Source organism: Laspinema olomoucense D3b (assembly GCF_025370785.1).
Taxonomy (GTDB): domain Bacteria; phylum Cyanobacteriota; class Cyanobacteriia; order Cyanobacteriales; family Laspinemataceae; genus Laspinema; species Laspinema olomoucense.
The window spans coordinates 309,128-327,687 of sequence record NZ_JAMXFA010000001.1 but is presented as its reverse complement, the minus strand read 5'-3'; the positions used below and the strand labels follow the sequence as shown (position 1 = coordinate 327,687).

Here is an 18,560-nt window from a genome sequence, read left to right as displayed (position 1 = left end):
CATTTGACACTATGCTGCATGAATTGATACAGACTTTCTCCGCAACGGGGGAAAAGCAATAGAGAACCGGCAACATTCTCGACCATTTTCTCCGTAGAGGGGCCTCACCGAAAAGCCTAGGGGTCCCGGCTTAGTTGCCCACAGCTTGATTATTATGGGTTGGATTCTCATCCCTTGCCTAATTTTTATCCGGATGGAAAAATTTTCAGTCTGTGTTGTTTAGTAGCAGCGTTACATCGGTTGGGGTGCGGAATTTCCCGAATTTCTACAGACTGGAACTCGAAGGATCCGAGGACCAAACCCTTATTTTTAATCCTACACTGTTCCTAGAGCGATCGCCTTGGCTTAGGTTAGTTCATTAATTTATTATTGAAGTATCTCACATTGTGCAGAACCCAGATTTGATTTAGATATGAGACTTCTTGCATAAATCTCTTCAGCGCCCCAGTCATTAGACCTCTTGCAAAAAAAAGGATTGATCCCCCTTTCTCTCCCTTAATAAGAGGGGCTTCAAAGAATTTTGCAAGAGGTCTATTAAACATTTATTCCTCTGGCCTCCCCCTTAAAAACGCCATCGACTGTACGGCGATCTCCCCGGGGGAAAGGCGGCTCAATCCGGAATGAAAGCAAGAACTCTATTCAATATTATTAAACCCACTCGGGGGAAATTGTGGCTTTAATAATATTGGAAAGTTAAAAATTTTTATTACTATTAAGAAACTCGGGGACTGAAAATCAGCTATGGGGGTTGGGTGTAGGGAGAGAACTTACCTTAGAAGTGACTGCCATTGGATGGGGTGGCGGTCACTTTATTTTTTAATCCCCCGAGGAATATTTCTATACCCCGATGGGGAACTGAGGTACTTCCGTCTGGCTCTTTCCAGACTTTGGGTGGCGCGATTAGAAGCCCAGCGGATTGGGACTAAATCAGAGCTAGAAGAATTGAATAATACCGAAATCAGACGAATTTAATTTAGAAATGTTCCGGATCTTAGAGCTTTAGCTACGAGAGAGTTTCACCCTAAATAGTTTAAAAAAATAGCCGGATGTTTTGTAGAGATTCCGTAGAGATAAATAACCGTCAAAAAAGGAATTTATCTATGAGCATCTACAAATGCTTAGTGTTATCTGGCCTGCTTTTATTAGGGATGAATGCGAATTTTTCAGGCAGCGAATATCTTACTTCAAAAGAAAATAAATCCGATGCAAATGCCCAAATTGCCAGCGCTGATGTCCCTCGTGGAACCGAACCGGATCATCGGGGAAGTGGACGATAAGAACCCAACCGATCGCCCCATTAACGAGCGCGCTGATCATTCCCAGGTTAAGATCGACACAGACTTGAACCGACGTAAGTTCCAAGCCAAAAGTCCCTATAGTCTAAGGGGTTCGCGCTCATCCGTCAGCGCAACTGAGCAATTCATTCCAGGGTGCATCCTACAATTTTTCCAGTCATTCCCATTCCTCATGACAGAACTCAGGACAGCGCTTGAAAGCTGATCCTGTTCATGGAGCGATCGCCATTAAACCTGATGGAAGGCGATCGGCCACAGAGAGAAAACCGTACCTGATAAAGGTACTATCCGGTCGGAGTGTGGTGCTCGTTGGAACCAGATAATTAATCCGTAGAATGAGCGTGAACTGCTCAAATAGAGACAGGAGGGCTAACCGAACGGTTTGCCCAATTTTCCATATTTAGGTCAAGGCTCTGTAAGGACTACCGCCGGTGCTCAATACATCAACTTAAGTCCTTAGAACCCTTGACCCGAGGGCTTGAAACCAGGGTCGAGAGGAGAAACATCCCGATAACCTGGGAGGATGCTTGCTGATTTAGGTAAAATTTAAGAAACGTAACGTAAACAGGCAAGCTAGATGATCCCTACCGTAATCGAACAATCTGGGCGTGGTGAACGCGCCTTTGATATCTACTCCCGCCTCCTGCGCGATCGCATCGTCTTTTTGGGACAACAGGTGGACGCAGACCTAGCGAACCTGATTGTTGCCCAGTTGCTGTTCCTAGAAGCTGAAGACGCCGAAAAAGATATCTACCTCTATATCAACTCCCCCGGCGGATCGGTGACTGCAGGCATGGGAATTTTCGATACCATGAACCACATCCGCCCCGATGTTTCTACCATTTGCCTGGGGTTAGCCGCCAGCATGGGTGCTTTCTTATTAAGTGCCGGTGCCAAAGGCAAGCGGATGAGCTTACCCCATTCTCGAATCATGATTCACCAACCCCTCGGGGGCGCTCAAGGGCAGGCGACGGATATTGAAATCCAAGCCAAAGAAATTCTGTACCACAAAAAACGCCTGAATACTTTGCTCTCGGAGCATACAGGTCAACCCCTTGAGCGGATTGAACAAGATACGGAACGGGACTTTTTCATGTCTGCCCAAGAGTCTGTAGACTACGGGCTCATCGATCTGGTTATTGATCGCCGTCCTTCTGCTAACCGTCCGGTAGCAGTGAGTTAAATCTCGCTTGGGTTCCCGGGTGAACAGACTTTTATACCTCTGACTACTCCTTGAACCTAACATTGATTTTTTTGCTCCCACCCAAATCAGGGCGGGAGCAAAAGGGCGGCTTTGGAGAGTTGGGGTATCGGTCTATCTAGTGGGTGAACCGATGTAATTCGACAAAAATTTTAGAGTTAAAGTGGGAAAAAGTCCCCGTTTTCCCCTCTAACTCCTCAAATCTGGGGGTGAAAATCCCTCTCAAGGGCTAGGCTGGTGTTTGAGATACGTTAAGAAGTCCAGTAATTGGTCTTCCGAGAGCAGAGAACGGGAGGGTACTCCATAGGTTTGTTTAAGATGGTTGCGCCCTTGGTCGTTGGTCCAACCTAGGCGTTTGATCTCGATGGTGGTTTGGGCGATCGCATCAGATAAATCGACTGAACCGGATTGAGTGACGTTAGGGTGGGTCTCTGGGGAAGCTGGGGAACTGGAGTTCGGCACACCATAATCACTCGGCAGACCGGATTTGTGTTCATCCGGGGATTTATACTCAGAAAACGGATCAACATCGGCCCGGGTGGGACTGTCTGGAAAGCCGGAGGTTTCCGGTAAACTCTGGGGTGCGAATTCGCTCGGGGTCGAATGACTCTCCGAATATCCCCCGCCCGATAGCCATTGATCCGGAGTCGGCCCCGACTTTTCAATCTCTGGGAATGCTGGGGCTGTTTCCGGGGGGGTCGAGAGTTTAGATTCAGGGAACCCGGGGGAACTCATGGGGGTTGAAGTGGGCCTAGCACGGGTTTTGCCTTGTCCCAAATGTAGCGTATTAAAAGCAGGAGCCGAGGCCGGTGCAGTTAACGGCGACTCTGATACGTTGCGCGACGGGGTAGCCTCAGCCAGAGAGACCGATGTACCTAAAACGGCGATCGCCCGAACTCGGGCGCGATCTTCCGCTTGTTCGATCGTCGGTTCAGCCGCCATCCCCGTCGCGAGAGTCACCCCATCCATTTGTACCAAGGTCCGCACCACATAGAGTCCTTGATGAAGGGTGAGTAATTCAGAAATTAAGCTGGCGGTTGGATAGCGAGAGCGAAATTCAATCAACATGATGGGTGAGGGTAGTATCAATACTTAACATTTTAAGGGAGCAGATTCAGTCCGGGGAATTTTAAGGGGATACTTGACATTTTAATGAGGGAAATTGGCTTCGGGGAAATTTAATGCCATTCAATGCTACAATGCCAGAAAACAGGTCAGTTGTGAAAGACCCTAGGATAAAAACCGCCGCCTTTGAGTAAAGCCCTCGCGATTGATCGCCTGAGAGCTGCGAAGAGCGGCAAATATCAATTCCCTAGGGAGAAAAGCCAGAAACCATGCCGCTAGAACAAGCAACAGCTCGTTTTTATGAGTGGGATATCTAACAGATACGGCAGCAACTCCTTAGAGTTTTCCAGTGTCTTTAGATCCTAACTCTATTCAATCCCCAAGCATGGCAAGCCAGTTTGAGGGGGTTCAACACCGAACAACCGCCCCTTCGCTTTGGCTAGTATCCCTGGGATAGATTGGGTTAATGAATCACCGGCGAGTCTGGCAGCACATCTGGTCTGTGGTCTTCATTGTCTTTAGGGATGTAAGCGCGATCGCCTTCAAATGCATTTCGCGTGGGTCAACCCTCCTGTTTTCCTGTGGAAGGAGTCCGTCAGTGACCCCAACATTCGCCAAATGTTGGCTTGAATTGCTGGGGAACTTGACTCAGATGCTGAAAAAGTCGCACGATGGGCGTCGCTTTCCGAGTCTGTAAGTTTCTGATTCGGATGGGTCGATCGGGGAGTATGATACGATAACGACCTCCGTTGAAAACTGACAGGGGATTGACGCGATGCAACTGTTTTGGCTTGAAAGTTGGCATCACTATAGCTTGTCTGAAGTCAAACGAGTCCAATAAGGGGATATTCGTCATTTGCGTCACCTTTGAGGCTCGGCTGGATTGAGAACAAGCAGCAACACCAGACATTTGATGCCTGGAAAGAGAACCGAATGGATAAAAGAAGGATCGATCTCTGAATGGACTTTTCAATCGCTACACTACTGGCAAATTTTACCGATGATAAATCGGTCGCTCCCAAGATCTTGGAGAAGAAACTGGGGTGTCAGGATGAAAAAAGCACGCGCTACTTACAAATCGCGCTCGATGCGTTGGAAAAAATCGGCGTGCTTGTCAAGGAAAAAGGTCGATATCGGCGGGTTTGGGAAGAAAGTCTCGTAGAAGCGAAACTGCGCTGCTCTAGCAAGGGGTTTTGCTTTGCGATTCAGGATACGGAGGGGACGGAGGATATTTACATCCGCGAATGCCACTTGAGTAATGCCTGGAATGGCGATCGCGTGTTGGTGAATATCATTAAAGAAGGCTCTCGTCGCCGTTCTCCTGAAGGCGAGGTGAAGTTAATCCTAGAACGCGCAAACCCGTCCGTACTCGCGAGAGTCAAGCAAACAGGGAATCGCTATTTAGCAGTTCCTTTAGACGATCGCTTGTTATTTGAACTCGACCTCAAACAAAATGGGGTTTCCCTCGCCGATGCGGTCGAACATCTGGTTCATGTCGAAGTGTTGCGTTATGCTCTCGGCAGCAATCCCCCCCTCGGGCGTGTCGCACAAATCCTCGGATCCGATGCAGAAGATGCAAATGATCTGGATATTGTTTGCTGTAAGCATGACTTGCCTCGCGCTTTCCCCCAAGTCGTTCTCGATGCGATCGCCGATTTACCCAAACCCCTGCGAAAGGCTGAGATTAAAGGGCGCTTAGACCTCAGAGGTCTCCAAACCATTGCTTTGATGCCTGCATCCAGACTTCGCAGTTCCATTCCCACGGTGGAACAAGCGTTTACTCTGGAAACCCTCAAAAGTGGCGAGTGGCGTCTGTCCATTCACGTATCAGATGTGGCCCACTATGTCAAGCCAGATACGGCTTTGGATCGCGAAGCCCGCAGGCGATCGGTCTCGGCACATCTGGGGGATATGGTATTGCCGATTATTCCCGAACAGTTGGCTTTGGATTCCTGCTCTTTACTCACCGGGGAAGACCGCCTCGCGGTCTCGGTGTTGGTCATTTTAGATGATGATGGGGTGGTGGATTTTGAAATTAAGCCTAGTGTCATCAAGGTTGATTATCAAGTGAGCGATCGCCAAGCACAACCGATTCTGGATAAATTGCAAGAAAAACATCTTGATCCGGAAATCATCCCTGCCTGGTGGTTAGAGTTTCGCGAACGTCAAAAATCCCTGGAAGAGCCTGAACCCTTACCGCCTGCGATCGCTCAAGCCTTGGAAAAAATGTTCCAATTGAGCTATACGATGCAAAACTGGCGGCGCTCTCGTGGGGGATTTGACCTCAATCTGCCGCCGAATCAATATGGGATTTGTCCCTCGGTTTACAACGATGAAGGTGCAGAGGGCGCGATTTCCCTTTCCTCTCACATTACCGCCCAAGGGATGTTGTGTGAATTTACGATTCTGGCTAACCAACTGGTGGCCACTCACTTACAGCAATTGGGAGTTCCTGGAATTTACCGCGTGCAAGCTGCTCCCGACCTGGAGCAAGTCGATGAGCTGATCAAACTCGCCAGTAATATGGGAGTAGAAGTCCTGCTCGATGACCCGGAGGAAGTTACTCCTATTGACTTCCAGGACTTTACCGAGGTCTTTGCGGCCTCTCAGTGCGAGCGCGTTCTCACTTATTTGCTGGAAGATACCTTAAAACCCGCGAGCTATAGCACAACTCCTGGCTCTCACTTTGGTCTAGCCTTAAATACAGGTTATACTCACTTTTGTTCCCCGGTGCAGCGGTATGCCGACCTGTTGGTACAACGCTTGTTAAAAACTGTGTTTGAAGAAGGACGCGATCGCAAATCGGCTCGATCTAAAGAATACGTCGATCTGCACAGCAGTCATAGTCACGGCGAAATTTCTTGGAACGTTCTGCCTCCGACGACTCACAGCGAATTTGAGAGTCATTTTGCCACCATCGTCGGTCACTTGAGCGATCGCGAAAAGCTCACCCAAGAAGCAGAAGCGGACCTCCAAGGACTTAAAAAAGCCGGACTGATGAAGGCACGCACTGGCGAAACCTTCAGCGGATTAATCACCGGCGTTCAATCCTACGGATTCTTTGTGGAAATCGAAGTCGAAGGACCCGAAGGAATTCCCCTGCGTCTCGAAGGACTCGTCCATGTTTCATCCCTCAAAGATGACTGGTACGAGTATCGTTCTCGCCTGCAAACTCTCGTCGGACGGAAAAATCGTAAGCAATACAGCTTAGGCGATATCGTCGAAGTTCAAGTTAAAAGTGTGGATTACTATCGTCAACAAATCGACCTTGTAGCAGTCGGTGGCGGCAGTGAAGCTAGTGGCGAAGAATATACCGAATATCGGGAGCGCGAGCGGAATTACTATGATTACGAGGAAGATATTTAATCTCCCTTGAATCTTCTAATGATTACCACTGGGTCCGACACAAAAAACTCGGCCAGACACTGGATAAAGCCCGCGTGAGCGCGGGCTTAATTTTTTAAGTTTTTAATACCCTAACGGATAAAATATGTGGACGCAGTGGGCCTCGGGAGGCTGACTGAAAAATCGATAATTGGATGCAAAATGAGCTTTTCAGGTATTTTACTGAAAGGATTTGCGAACCCACCTCCCGGTCTATTTACAAACTTTGCTGGGGATGATAGGATAATATCTAGTCAATTTTATTCTAAAATTCGGCCTTAACTGATTTAATCATTAAACCTTTACTTAATTAATCCAAGAAGGAGAATATTATCAACGATAAAAACCGGCCTTTAATCCTCGGCATATCGGGCGCATCCGGGTTAATTTATGCCGTGCGAACGGTTAAATTTTTGTTAGAGGCAGACTATCGCATTGAACTGGTGGCTTCCAAATCAACTTATATGGTTTGGCAAGCCGAAGAGAATGTTAGAATGCCTGCCGAACCGGCACAACAAGAGATATTTTGGCGTGATCGCGCCGGAAGTGTCACCGAAGGTAAACTAACTTGTCATCCCTGGCAAGATGTCGGTGCAAACATCGCCAGCGGTTCCTTCCGGACCTTGGGAATGTTGGTTATTCCTTGCAGTATGAGTACGGTTGCCAAAATAGCCACGGGATTGAGTTCAAGCTTATTAGAACGGGCGGCAGATGTGCAACTCAAAGAAGGCCGAAAACTGGTGATTGTCCCTCGGGAAACGCCATTTAGTTTGATTCATTTGCGGAATTTAACGACCTTGGCCGAAGCCGGTGCAAGAATTGTCCCAGCGATTCCCGCTTGGTATCACAAACCCCAAACTATTGAGGATTTAGTTGATTTTACCATCGCCCGGGCATTGGATCAATTTGACATTGACTGCGTACCGATTCGGCGTTGGGAAGGACATGATTGAAGCAGGAAAGAGGCCCAAAGACGAATCTCCGATGCTAAAATAAGTCCGTAGGAAGCGGGGAAACTGTGGAAATCCCTGGCAGGGATGAATGAATTAGAAAATAAAATATGCGTGAATTTCGGAATGTACTGCTGTTGGTTGTCTTGGGGGGATTGACAATTTTTGCTCTGCAAAATACGTCGCCATCCCTGTCCTTGGTGTTTTTAGGCATGAGGTCGATTGCGCTGCCCCTGTCTGCCTGGATTTTAGCAGCGATCGCCTCGGGTGTTGTGACAGCTTGGGCGATCGCCATTCTATTCGGACTCTATCATTATTGGGAGAGCCGCGATCGCAGACCCCGCAGATCCCAGCGTCCTCTGGAACCCGTCCCACCCCCACCGCCTCGGGGAAATCGCACGGAACCCCCCTTATCGCGCAATAACGCCACGGTGATCCAGGATGATGTCCCGAATCAGTTTAACCGAAGCGGAGAACCGGGCAGTCGCATCCCCGTTGGCAACTCCAGAGAATTGGAAGAAGAAAACTGGATTGATGAGGATGAGGACTTCATGGATGAACCCAACCCCCAATCCTTTACTCAATCCGGGGAGGGCTACAATTATGAAGTGGTCCGGGAACCCGTTACCGAGTCTTGGGTGGGATCCAGCTATTCCTATAGTTATGATCAGAATCGAGAGTCCGGTGGTGACAAAAGTAATTCCCCCTACGATGCAGACTACCGAATTGTTACCCCACCCCCTCCAGGGGAAAAATCACCGGAGGAAAAACCAGCAGAGGCGATCGCAGAACCGACTCGGGAAGAATTGCCAACACCCGAACCCCCCATCCGTCCCAGTTCCAATGATGATTGGACCACCAACCGCCGTCGCAGTGAAGACTGGTAAGCATTTAACTGTTTGTCGTAACGACTTCAGCGGTCCCATCCCTTTGGCAAAATAGGGCGATCGCGCTTTCCTGTTCACAGAGGGACCCCACCCTAACCCTCCCCTGGCCAAGGGTAGGGCTGTTTCATTCTAAAATTTTCCTTACCCCGTAAGCTTTACGGAACAAGAGTTTTCGGCCTGATTTCTTAAGTTTAAACTAACCACCCCGCCCCTTTGGGGCACCCCTCCAAGGGAGGGGAATATGCCCCAAAATTCCCCTCCTCTGGAGGGGTGCCCCGAAGGGGCGGGGTGGTAAATTCCCCTCCTCTGGAGGGGTGCCCCGAAGGGGCGGGGTGGTAAATACCCTCCTTCTGAGGGGTAGGGCTGTTTCATTCTAAAATTTCCCCGATACCGTAAGCGTTACAGACCAAGGGTTTTCGACCTTATTTCCTACTTTTGAGGCTCGCAACTAGGAAAAGCAGTCTGTATCCCCCGCCAGACAAAGGTTAGCGACAACACAAAAATCAATTTGGCCTTGAGAATGAAACAGACCTACCTTGGCAAGGGGAGGGGACCGGAGGGGAACTGAATGGGAAGGCAAATCACTATCAGCAAACTTGCTGCGGATGAAAGTGAGATGAAAGCCCGATCGCTGGGGTGGAGATACCGCAGAGAAGGACCCCCGGGAGAAGGCGATCGCATTGCAGATTCCGGATTACTGATCGATGCCTGGGGAGTCCCAGGGATGGGGATTGCAGAGTGCGGACCGTGAAGGAAGAGGGTCCCGAGAGGGCCTTAATTTGGCTAGGAAAAAGGACCGAGACTTTATCTTATTTTTATGGTGGAGACTCGGACAAAAGTGGTATTATTTTTTCCCGTGGTACTGGAGAACCGATCAGGAGAGACCCCTTTGTAATCTTTGCAATTATCTTATGTTCGATTGCGATTATGCAATTCTAGAGCATTCGACGCAGAACCTGTAAGACAAAGGGGCTGGAAACGGTCCCCGATGATCCATGAGTCCCCATGCCAGACCCTAAACGATAAGGGCGCGTTGGGAGGGAATCCCCCCGTATTTACCCGTAAGACAGTTCGCTATTGCCAGTCTGGGTAAGACGGGCGATCGCCCTATTGATTCAATTTGACCATTCCCTGAAAATCCCAGTTTAGGCGTGGAACGCCCTGGTATCTTGTAAACCCTCAGTTAAGGAGCCCATCGTGTTCAATTCTACCCGTGATGCCAGCATCAGCGCTGAATTCCTGTCTGCATCTGTCAAAGTTGCCAGTGGGAGTCCATTTAATATGCTCAACTGGGTAGAAACCTTAGAACCCGTGGCTGGAAAGAAAAATCGCTATATTTGCCCAGTCTGTCAGGGAAATAATCTAACGGTTGATCCCCAAAGCGGGGCTTATCAATGCTGGAATGGGTGCGAATGTAAAGACATTCGCGCCACCTTGGGCGATCGCCCCACAAGTATTTCCCCGGGATCAACCCGGCAAAAAACCGCCCAAAAATCCTTTAAACCCGCCCTCTTCCCCGAGGGACAGCCGGTTTTAGCAAGGTTGCGCCAACCCGGTATCCCGCCTAAATCCCAAAAACTCTCCTTTCAGCCGAAAGGGGTCCCGAATCATGCGGTGGAAATCCGTTACCACTACAGCGAGACTCAGGTGGTGTATCGGTTTGAATGGCTGGACCCCAAACAGCGCAAAGGTCATAAAAAAACCTTTCGCCAATGTCACCTGAATGAGGATGGATTGCCGATTTGGAGTAAAGGCAATGACCCCTGGAAAGCCTATCGGGAAACGGAGGCATTAGCAGCCAGCGCCCGTGTTGTGGAAGGGTTTCCCGTGTTGTTATTGCTGGAAGGGGAAGGCTGTGTGGAAATTGCCCGAACTTTGGGGTTAGCTGCGGTGACGTTTCAAGGTAGCGCCTGGACGGATGTGGAAATCGAGAGTTTTTTGATTCGCTTGCGTCATGCCAATGAGAAGGCAACGATCGCCGTCCTCCCCGATCGCGATGAAACTGGGCGGAAAAAGGCGGCGAAGGTGGCGGCAGCAGCAGCGAAAGTGGGCGTTCCCTGTTTGGAATTGGACCCGACGCAGATTGATCCCGAGTTGCCGGAAAAGGGCGATATTCGGGAAATGCTGGAAAATTCGGCAATTCCCTCAGATTTGATTCAACGGTTAGAGGGAGTGATTCGCCAAGGGACTCAGCGGAACTCCCAGACTCTGGAAACGGAGAGTTACGATAGCTTTTTTCCGGTGGTGGAGTTTAACCAGGCGATTGTCAAGTTCCTTTATGGCGATCGCCCGTGGATTTGCGTCAACAATACCCTCTATGCATGGCAGGGGACCTACTACGAAGCCTCCCCGAATGCCGTAGAACTTTATCGGATTACGCAATTTTGCAATTCCTTTCCCATTGATGTTAAAGGGCAGATTCGCTATCCTTACGCCAGTTCCAGCAGTGTGAAGAAAGCCCTGGAATGGGTGAAATTGATGTTTGCGATCGCCCCGGGACGGGTGAATCCCCCAGGACTCAATTGCACCAATGGGGTTCTCCAACTCTCGTTTACTCGCAAGGGCCAGCCCTCCTGGAAACTGGTCCCCCATGACCCCCGCCAGCATTTTTATCTGTATCAACCTTTGGTGACGTATGACCCGGAGGCGGATCCGACGGATTGCGATCGTCTCCTGGAATGTCTGGAACCCCAATATCGGGATATTTTCCTAAAAACCATTGCGGCATCCCTGGATTTAGAATCGGTCCGCCGGTTAAAAGGACGAATGGTTAAAGCATTACTTGCCAAAGGGGATGGCAACAATGGGAAGGATAGTTTGCGGGAAGTCACAGCAATGCTGTATGGCTATCAGGGATTGACCTCGGTTTCCGTGGAAGCCTTTGAACAAGCCGATCGCGGACGGTTGTTTCCCGTTGCCCGATTGGAAGGGTCCCGGGTGAATTGGCCCTCAGAAAATCGCAATGCTGAGGCCCTGGACCGCCTGCAATGCTTGAAAATTGCCATTACCGGCGATCGGTCCTTTGTGATTGAACGCAAAGGCAAAGATGATTATGAAACGGCGATTAATGCGGTGTTTATCTTTAATTGGAACGATATCCCGGAACTAGCGGGAGTCATGGAAGCAATTCGCAGTCGCTATGCGGTGTTGCCGTTTACTAAAACTTTTGCCGTCAACCCCAACCCCCGACGCGGGGAATTGCCAGCGGATCCCCGATTCAAATATGACCCGGAGTTTTTAAAATCCAAAGTGCTGCCTGCTTATTTGAACCGCCTCTTGGAGGCGTTACAACGGTTGATGCGTGATGGGATTGACTATAGTCCTACCCAAGAAGCGATGACCCAAATCCAATGCGCTTCGGAACATTTGTGGCAATTTGTCAAGGATTCGGGGTTAGTGGAGGACCCAGATTCTCGGGTTTATGTCCAAGAGATTTGGCAAAAGTTGCGGCAATGGTATCAGGATACGGGGATTTTACAGGTAGAAGTCAGCGATCGCGCTCGGGAGAAACTGCTGTGGTATGACTTACCCTCTGCCAGCGATCGGCATTGCAAAACCCTAAATCAGGTCCCGGTTCGTCTCCTGTCTATGTTTCCAAAAGCGAAAAAAGGCGGGGATGAACAAGGCACATTTTTGACGGGTTTAAAGTGGCATAATCCTTAATTTTAGGGAGAATTTTGCATTAAAGTCGGGTTTCTGACTCAATCACAACTGGAGGGAGAGACCCGATTTTCAGGTCTATTTATAGCGGTTTCTAATATTAAAGGTCCCTAGAGGTCGATGGTATCCGAGATTAAGCCCGAGTTGGCAGGAATTGTTGCATGGATTATTGTGGCGATCGCGGCAATGGATGACAAATAGGGTCCGAGTGGGACCAGGACCAGACCCAAATTTGAACCACCACAGGTTATCCCCGGGAACAGAGGCAGGTTCTATCGGTAGAGGGATAAATCTTCTAAAAAATTCAGATACATTAAAAACATAAGAAACCGCACCGAGATTCTGGTGCTCATAACATAGACCCCTGGTCTTTTTAAAAAATATAGATTAAGAGACAATCCCACCTGTGGCAACATTGGTGGGATTGTTAGTCTTTAGGGTTTCCTTGTAGGGTATGCTATACAGTTTAAATCGAGTGAAAGGGAGGTTTAGTGAAATGCCTCGATAAGGGGACAATAATTCTCTACCAGAAGAGGTAGCCGCAGGTTCTACCTGTGGATAGATAAACTTTCCCTCAAGCTTCCGATAAAGTAAGAGCATAAGAAACCGCACCGAGATAGGTGCTCATAACACAGGCCCTCGGCCTTTTTAGTAAGCCCCGATTATAAATCAAGATAAGAGACAATCCCGCTAGAAAACCTCTGGCGGGATTGTTGATTTTGAGGAGTTGATGATTTCTGTTCTCAGGCAGCAATTTAGCAGTGTGTTTATTACTACTAAGAGGCGTCTGGAAGGGGGAGAAGCAGGTTCTACCTGTAGATAGATGAACTTTCCCTCCAGCTTCAGATAAAGTAAGAACATAAGAAACCGCACCGAGATAGGTGCTCATAACACAGACCTCCAGGTCTTTTTAGTAACCCGATTTAATCAATCAAGATAAGAGACAATCCCGCTAGAAAACCTCTGGCGGGATTGTTGATTTTGAGGGGTTGACTGGCATTGCCCCAGGCGATCGCCAGTGGAGAGGGTCCTTGCCCGCTAGAAGAGGTAGCCGCAGGTTCTATCTGTAGATAGATAAACCGCCTCTCCAGGTTCGGCTATATTAAGAGCATAAGAAACCGCACCAAGATAGGTGTTCATAACACAGGCCCTCGGCCTTTTTAACAAGCCCAGATTATAAATCAAGATAAGAGACAATCCCGCTAGAAAACCTCTGGCGGGATTGTTGATTTTGAGGAGTTGATGATTTCTGTTCTCAGACAGCAATTTAGCAGTGTGTTTATTACTACTAAGAGGCGTCTGGAAGGGGAGAAGCAGGTTCTACCTGTAGATAGATAAACTTTCCCTCAAGCTTCAGATAAAGTAAGAGCATAAGAAACCGCACCGAGATAGGTGCTCATAACACAGGCCCTCGGCCTTTTTAGTAAGCCCAGATTATAAATCAAGATAAGAGACAATCCCGGTAGAAATCTTCTAGCGGGATTGTTGGTTTCTAGGAGTTGATAGTTTTATGTTCCCAACCGCAATCTCGGGGAGGTGTCGTTGCTACCAAGAGGCTACCGGAAGAGGTAGAAGCAGGTTCTATCTGTAGGGGGATAAACTTTGCCCTAGAGTTCGGGTACATTAAGAACATAAGAAAGCGCACCGAGATAGGTGCTGATAAGACAGGCCGTCAGGTCTTTTTAATAAATTAAAATAACAGACAATCCCGCTAGAAATCCTCTGGCGGGATTGTTGATTTTCACCCAGGAATTTTCTGGTTAATCCCAGTAAAAGCCGACAAATTTAAGGGTGCAATTACAGGAACAAAGCCCCCAACCCGGGCTGAAGAGCACAGGGACTTTAAAACCGTGAATGCCTGATGAAGGAGTTCCTAAAAGGGTGGGCGCTTATCCCTAGAGGTAGCAACAGGTTCTATCTTTAGGGGGATAAACTTTCTCGGACAATTCAGTTATATTAAGAACATAAGAAAGCGCACCAAGATAGGTGCTTATAAGACAGGCCGTCAGGTCTTTTTAATAAAGCAAAATAATAGGCAATCCCGCTAGAAATCTTCTGGCGGGATTGTTGATTTTGAGGGAGATTTTATCCCTGAGTAGGAGTAAAAGCTCACATCCTCAAGGCTGAGTGTTTATAGGGAGAAGTAGCTTAGAGATGCTCCCCAGAGGTAGCAACAGGTTCTATCCTTAGAGGTATAAACTTTCCTGGACAATTCAGTTATATTAAAAACATAAGAAAGCGCACCGAGCTAGGTGCTGATAAGACAGGCCGTTAGGTCTTTTTAATAAAGCAAAATAACAGGCAATCCCGCTGGTAGAAATACCGGCGGGATTGTTGGTTTTGAGTCGGGGATTAGGAACGGTGGCTTGTCCTATGCTGTAGGGGGTTGCTTCGTTTGAGGTCCCCCACCTGGTTAGGGCAAGGAGTGGTTTGTTTCTGGGGGTTGGCTTACCTTAATCCCTGGACGGCTAAACAGTTTAAAGTAAACTGAGTTCAACAGTTCTTTGATGGGAAAGGTAATAAAAGTCAGGGGATTAATGGTGACGATGATGTTCCGATTATCCGCTTTAGCTTGTTTGACGATTTGTTTAGCAACCCAATCGGCAGACATGACCCCAATAGGATTGAGGTTGCTTTTAAAGGGGCCAAGAATCAATTTTCTAACGATGCAAGGTGCATCTAATCGGCGCAAGGTGACTAAATCCCCAAGGGTGCGTTTGGTGAGTTCGTACAGGGGACTAAAGGCAGGATTGGATTCTGCTTCGGATGTGTTAACCCAGACTTCTTTGCGGGCGATGTCTTGATTAGTACGAACGGTGGTGAAAAATAGTTCCATCAAACGCCATGCAGAAAAGGCGTTGACTTGATAGGAAGTGGCGATCGCCTCTGGGGTGCGATCGCCATTGACATTCATGCCATGATTGAGGATGAGAATATCGACCTTTTCAAATAACGCCGCTAAGTCATTTTCTTGACCGATTTGCCAGGTAACGGTATTCACCTCCAGGGTTTCTGACTCTAGGGTTAAGGCGACTGCCTCGTTGCCAGAGGTGAGGGCGATAACTTTGGCCCCTGCTTCATGGAGATGCAACAACAGCGATCGCCCCAGGGTTCCAGAGGCCCCAGTCACCGCTACGGTTTTGCCTTTGAGGGAAAGTGCAGTTCCCATAAGTTTGTCTATAAAAGTAAACGTCCCGCAAAAGTAAGCATTTTGGTTATCAAAGTGGTGTCGCCAATGGTAGGGACGATTCACAAACCATCGCGAGGGTGGAGTGGCAAAAGGACCCGGTTGGTGAGTCAAATCCGTGAGGCGATCGGCCCCTGGAACTCCCGAACCCCGGGCGATCGCACTGCCTAAAAAGCTGAGGGTATAAAGACAACCAATCCCAGCAACCCAATGGTAACTCGGAAGAACCAGATAGGCCCCTAACCACCACAACAGCCCAAACCCCAGCATCACCAGGGCCTCGGGTACGTCATTGCGCCAATGCGCTTGTTGATAAATCTCTTCACTCGCTGGGGTGAGATTCGGACGAAAAACGCGATGATGCCAAACGTGCAAGCGATAGAGAGGTTGCCAAACATGGGCAAAAGCATGATACAAATCTCGTACCAGTTCCGCCCATAGAATAGAACCGAGTCCCCACGCTACTGTTGCAATCCAAATTGGGAGCATAGTTAGTTTAATACACCTTTTTTCTGTAATTTTAGGGAATGACCCCCGAGTAGCAACAACCGGCGGGGGTTCAAACCCCCGCCTAACAACTTAAGTCGGTTAAAACCGACTGCAAGTCTGATACCGTGGGCTTTTTAGTCGGTTTTAACCGACTTTAGCTATGAGGCGGGGGATTTATCCCCCGCCGGTTGTTGCCCCGCCGGTTGTTGCCCCGCCGGTTGTTGCCCCGCCGGTTGTTGCCCCGCCGGTTGTTGCCACAGGTGCAAAATGTCAGTGTTACACAACTTTACATGAAATCTTAATGCATTGACTCCGGATTTCCGAATCACGAGGGAGGAATTTGCCCAATTTCCCGGGAATTGTCGCATCCATCTCTATCTGTAGGCGGTTCCAGAATCACAGAACCGCCTCCTAAACTAAAGCAGAATTTAATATCCTCAAATATCCTTGCGCGTTGGGAGAATAGCCGATGAATGGAAAAATTTTAGAAAATCAAGTGGTTTTGGTGACGGGTTCAAGTTCGGGAATTGGTGCCGGAATTGCCTTGGGAATGGGAAAGGCTGGGGCGAAAGTAGTTGTGAACTATCGTAGCAGTCCGGAAGGGGCAAAGAAAGTGGTTGACGAAATCACATCCCAGGGCGGGGAGGCGATCGCCATTCAAGGGGATGTCAGCCAAGAAGAGGATGTGCAAAAAATCTTCTCTCAACTCTGTGAACAGTTTGGTACAATTGATATTTTAATCAATAATGCAGGAATTCAGCAAGATGCAAATCTTGTAGATATGACCCTAGCGCAATGGCAAAAAGTCATAGACGTCAACCTCACAGGCCCATTTCTCTGTACCCGAGAAGCGGTGAAAGAATTTATGCGCCGGGGTATCGTTGAAGGGCGATCGCGCGCTGCCGGTAAAATTATCTTTATCAGTTCCGTCCATGAAGTGATACCTTGGGCCGGTCACTCCAACTATGCCGCCTCTAAAGGCGGAATCAAACTGTTTATGCAAAGTATCGCCCAAGAAGTTGCCCGCCACAAAATCCGCGTCAATGGCATTGCCCCCGGTGCCATTAAAACTCCCATTAATGAAGATGCCTGGGATACCCCCGAAGACGAAGCCGCACTGCTCAAATTGATTCCCTACAAACGGATTGGCGTTCCCGAAGATATCGCCAAAGTTGCCGTCTGGTTAGCCTCGGATGAGTCAGACTATGTACATGGAGAAACCATCTTCGTCGATGGCGGGATGACCTTATATCCGGGCTTTGCTGACGGTCAAGGATAAATCAATTCGCTCCCCCCAAACCCCGCTGTGGCAATTCCCCAGACTCCTCTTTGAGTTCAGAGGGGTCGGCTTCTGTACGGAATGGAAACCATCCCCGCCAAAAATTCGATTCACCTTGAGCCACTGCTTCGCATCCATACCCCGTCCCTCCGCCACTGCACCTATTTTACTGAAGGTTCATCAACTTGGGGAGAACCCGGCCCCGGGTTGACATCCGGCAAATTGCCGTATATCCTTAATTCATAGCTTTTATCTCATATTACGGAGCAACCCCCATGACTCCTCCAACGGATTCCAAATCCTCAGCGCGGCTGGAAGCTCGTATCAGCCAGGAAACTAAGGCTCTTGTGCAGAAGGCTGCTGATTTACAAGGACGAACCCTGACAGATTTTGTGGTGGCAGCTATTCAAGCAGAAGCCTACAGGGTGATTGAGCATCACCAAACTCTCAAGCTAAGTCGGGAAGACAGTGAAGCGTTTGTGGATGCGATTCTCACTCCTCCGAAACCTAATGATGCTTTAAAATCAGCAGCTTTACGGTACAAACAGGTGATGTCGGGCTAATGGTTCTTAAAATCAACCTGCTTGAGAGTCGAACCCATATCCGCTCCAACTTTTGCTGTGGAGAAGAAAGTTTAGATACCTACATCCGACAACAAGCCTCTCAAGACCTGAAAAACCGGGTCTCCACTGTATTTGTTTTAATTGATGAGCCGAAGATGGATGTTTTAGGTTACTATACACTCTCTTCTTACACGGTTAATGTGGCAGCCTTGGAAGAAAACTTTGCTAAACGATTACCCCGGTATCCAGCATTACCGGCCACTCTATTAGGTCGTCTCGCGGTTGATAATGAGCAAAAAGGCAAGGGTTTGGGTGAACTGTTACTGATAAATGCCCTTCAAAAGTATTTAGATGCTGCCATGCAAGTTGCATCGATCGCTGTCATTGTCAAAGCCTTGAATGATAAAGCGTTGAGCTTTTATATCAAATACGGCTTTAAGCAATTTAATGAGGAGCCGATGAAGCTATATTTGCCGATGAAGTCGGTTGAAGAGCTTTTTCAAAATCGTTGACATCGGGCAAATTTCTGGCTCTCCTGGATATTTTTCTTCTGGCAGAAACAGATGGGCGATGCTGGAGAAATACTCCACCCCACTGAAC

The 18,560-nt window shown here is 48.5% G+C and carries 15 protein-coding genes; 10 read left to right on the top strand and 5 right to left on the bottom strand.

The annotated features are described in order from the left end of the window. Positions 1–1,100: 1,100 nt before the first annotated feature. The gene (locus tag NG792_RS01285; RefSeq protein ID WP_261198878.1) at positions 1,101–1,277 is read left to right on the top strand and encodes a hypothetical protein; all 177 of its coding nucleotides are present in this window, start codon (positions 1,101–1,103) and stop codon (positions 1,275–1,277) included. A 595-nt stretch (positions 1,278–1,872) separates the two neighbouring features. Next, positions 1,873–2,478, top strand: a complete 606-nt coding sequence (clpP, locus tag NG792_RS01280; protein WP_261198879.1) for an ATP-dependent Clp endopeptidase proteolytic subunit ClpP — start codon at positions 1,873–1,875, stop codon at positions 2,476–2,478. A gap of 240 nt (positions 2,479–2,718) precedes the next feature. On the opposite strand, the gene NG792_RS01275 is transcribed toward clpP, so the two are convergent. Both NG792_RS01275 and NG792_RS01270 read right to left on the bottom strand, forming a co-directional pair. Next, a complete protein-coding gene (locus NG792_RS01275; RefSeq protein WP_261198880.1) occupies positions 2,719–3,564 on the bottom strand; it encodes a slr1353 family protein in 846 nt (281 codons plus the stop codon). Between the two features lie 592 nt (positions 3,565–4,156). Continuing rightward, positions 4,157–4,471: a hypothetical protein gene (locus NG792_RS01270; RefSeq protein ID WP_261198881.1), complete on the bottom strand. Its 315-nt coding sequence runs from the start codon at positions 4,469–4,471 to the stop codon at positions 4,157–4,159. Positions 4,472–4,521: 50 nt separating this feature from the next. Here NG792_RS01270 and NG792_RS01265 point away from each other — a divergent pair, with 50 nt between their 5' ends. The 5 genes from NG792_RS01265 (at position 4,522) to NG792_RS01245 (ending at position 12,445) form a co-directional block, all read left to right on the top strand. After that, on the top strand, positions 4,522–6,927 hold the full coding sequence (locus NG792_RS01265; protein WP_261198882.1) for a ribonuclease R family protein: 2,406 nt from the start codon (positions 4,522–4,524) through the stop codon (positions 6,925–6,927). A gap of 350 nt (positions 6,928–7,277) precedes the next feature. Continuing rightward, the gene (locus NG792_RS01260; protein WP_261234229.1) at positions 7,278–7,898 is read left to right on the top strand and encodes a flavin prenyltransferase UbiX; all 621 of its coding nucleotides are present in this window, start codon (positions 7,278–7,280) and stop codon (positions 7,896–7,898) included. 107 nt (positions 7,899–8,005) lie between these two features. After that, positions 8,006–8,782, top strand: a complete 777-nt coding sequence (locus tag NG792_RS01255) for a LapA family protein (protein ID WP_261234217.1) — start codon at positions 8,006–8,008, stop codon at positions 8,780–8,782. A 568-nt stretch (positions 8,783–9,350) separates the two neighbouring features. Further along, positions 9,351–9,533, top strand: a complete 183-nt coding sequence (locus NG792_RS01250; protein ID WP_261234216.1) for a hypothetical protein — start codon at positions 9,351–9,353, stop codon at positions 9,531–9,533. A 446-nt stretch (positions 9,534–9,979) separates the two neighbouring features. Then, positions 9,980–12,445: a DUF5906 domain-containing protein gene (locus tag NG792_RS01245; protein WP_261234215.1), complete on the top strand. Its 2,466-nt coding sequence runs from the start codon at positions 9,980–9,982 to the stop codon at positions 12,443–12,445. 571 nt (positions 12,446–13,016) lie between these two features. Here the strand turns inward: NG792_RS01245 and NG792_RS01240 are convergent. From NG792_RS01240 to NG792_RS01230, 3 genes are all read right to left on the bottom strand, one after another. Further along, positions 13,017–13,331: a hypothetical protein gene (locus NG792_RS01240; protein ID WP_261234214.1), complete on the bottom strand. Its 315-nt coding sequence runs from the start codon at positions 13,329–13,331 to the stop codon at positions 13,017–13,019. A 1,524-nt stretch (positions 13,332–14,855) separates the two neighbouring features. Next, on the bottom strand, positions 14,856–16,118 hold the full coding sequence (locus NG792_RS01235; protein WP_261234213.1) for a bifunctional sterol desaturase/short chain dehydrogenase: 1,263 nt from the start codon (positions 16,116–16,118) through the stop codon (positions 14,856–14,858). 158 nt (positions 16,119–16,276) lie between these two features. Then, the gene (locus tag NG792_RS01230) at positions 16,277–16,486 is read right to left on the bottom strand and encodes a hypothetical protein (protein WP_261234212.1); all 210 of its coding nucleotides are present in this window, start codon (positions 16,484–16,486) and stop codon (positions 16,277–16,279) included. A gap of 101 nt (positions 16,487–16,587) precedes the next feature. Here NG792_RS01230 and NG792_RS01225 point away from each other — a divergent pair, with 101 nt between their 5' ends. From NG792_RS01225 to NG792_RS01215, 3 genes are all read left to right on the top strand, one after another. Continuing rightward, positions 16,588–17,397: an SDR family oxidoreductase gene (locus NG792_RS01225; RefSeq protein WP_261234211.1), complete on the top strand. Its 810-nt coding sequence runs from the start codon at positions 16,588–16,590 to the stop codon at positions 17,395–17,397. 275 nt (positions 17,398–17,672) lie between these two features. Beyond that, the gene (locus NG792_RS01220) at positions 17,673–17,960 is read left to right on the top strand and encodes a type II toxin-antitoxin system TacA family antitoxin (RefSeq protein ID WP_261234210.1); all 288 of its coding nucleotides are present in this window, start codon (positions 17,673–17,675) and stop codon (positions 17,958–17,960) included. After that, positions 17,960–18,472, top strand: coding sequence for a GNAT family N-acetyltransferase (locus NG792_RS01215; protein ID WP_261234209.1), 513 nt, complete (start codon positions 17,960–17,962; stop codon positions 18,470–18,472). The genes NG792_RS01220 and NG792_RS01215 overlap by 1 nt, the downstream gene beginning before the upstream one ends. Positions 18,473–18,560: the final 88 nt, after the last annotated feature.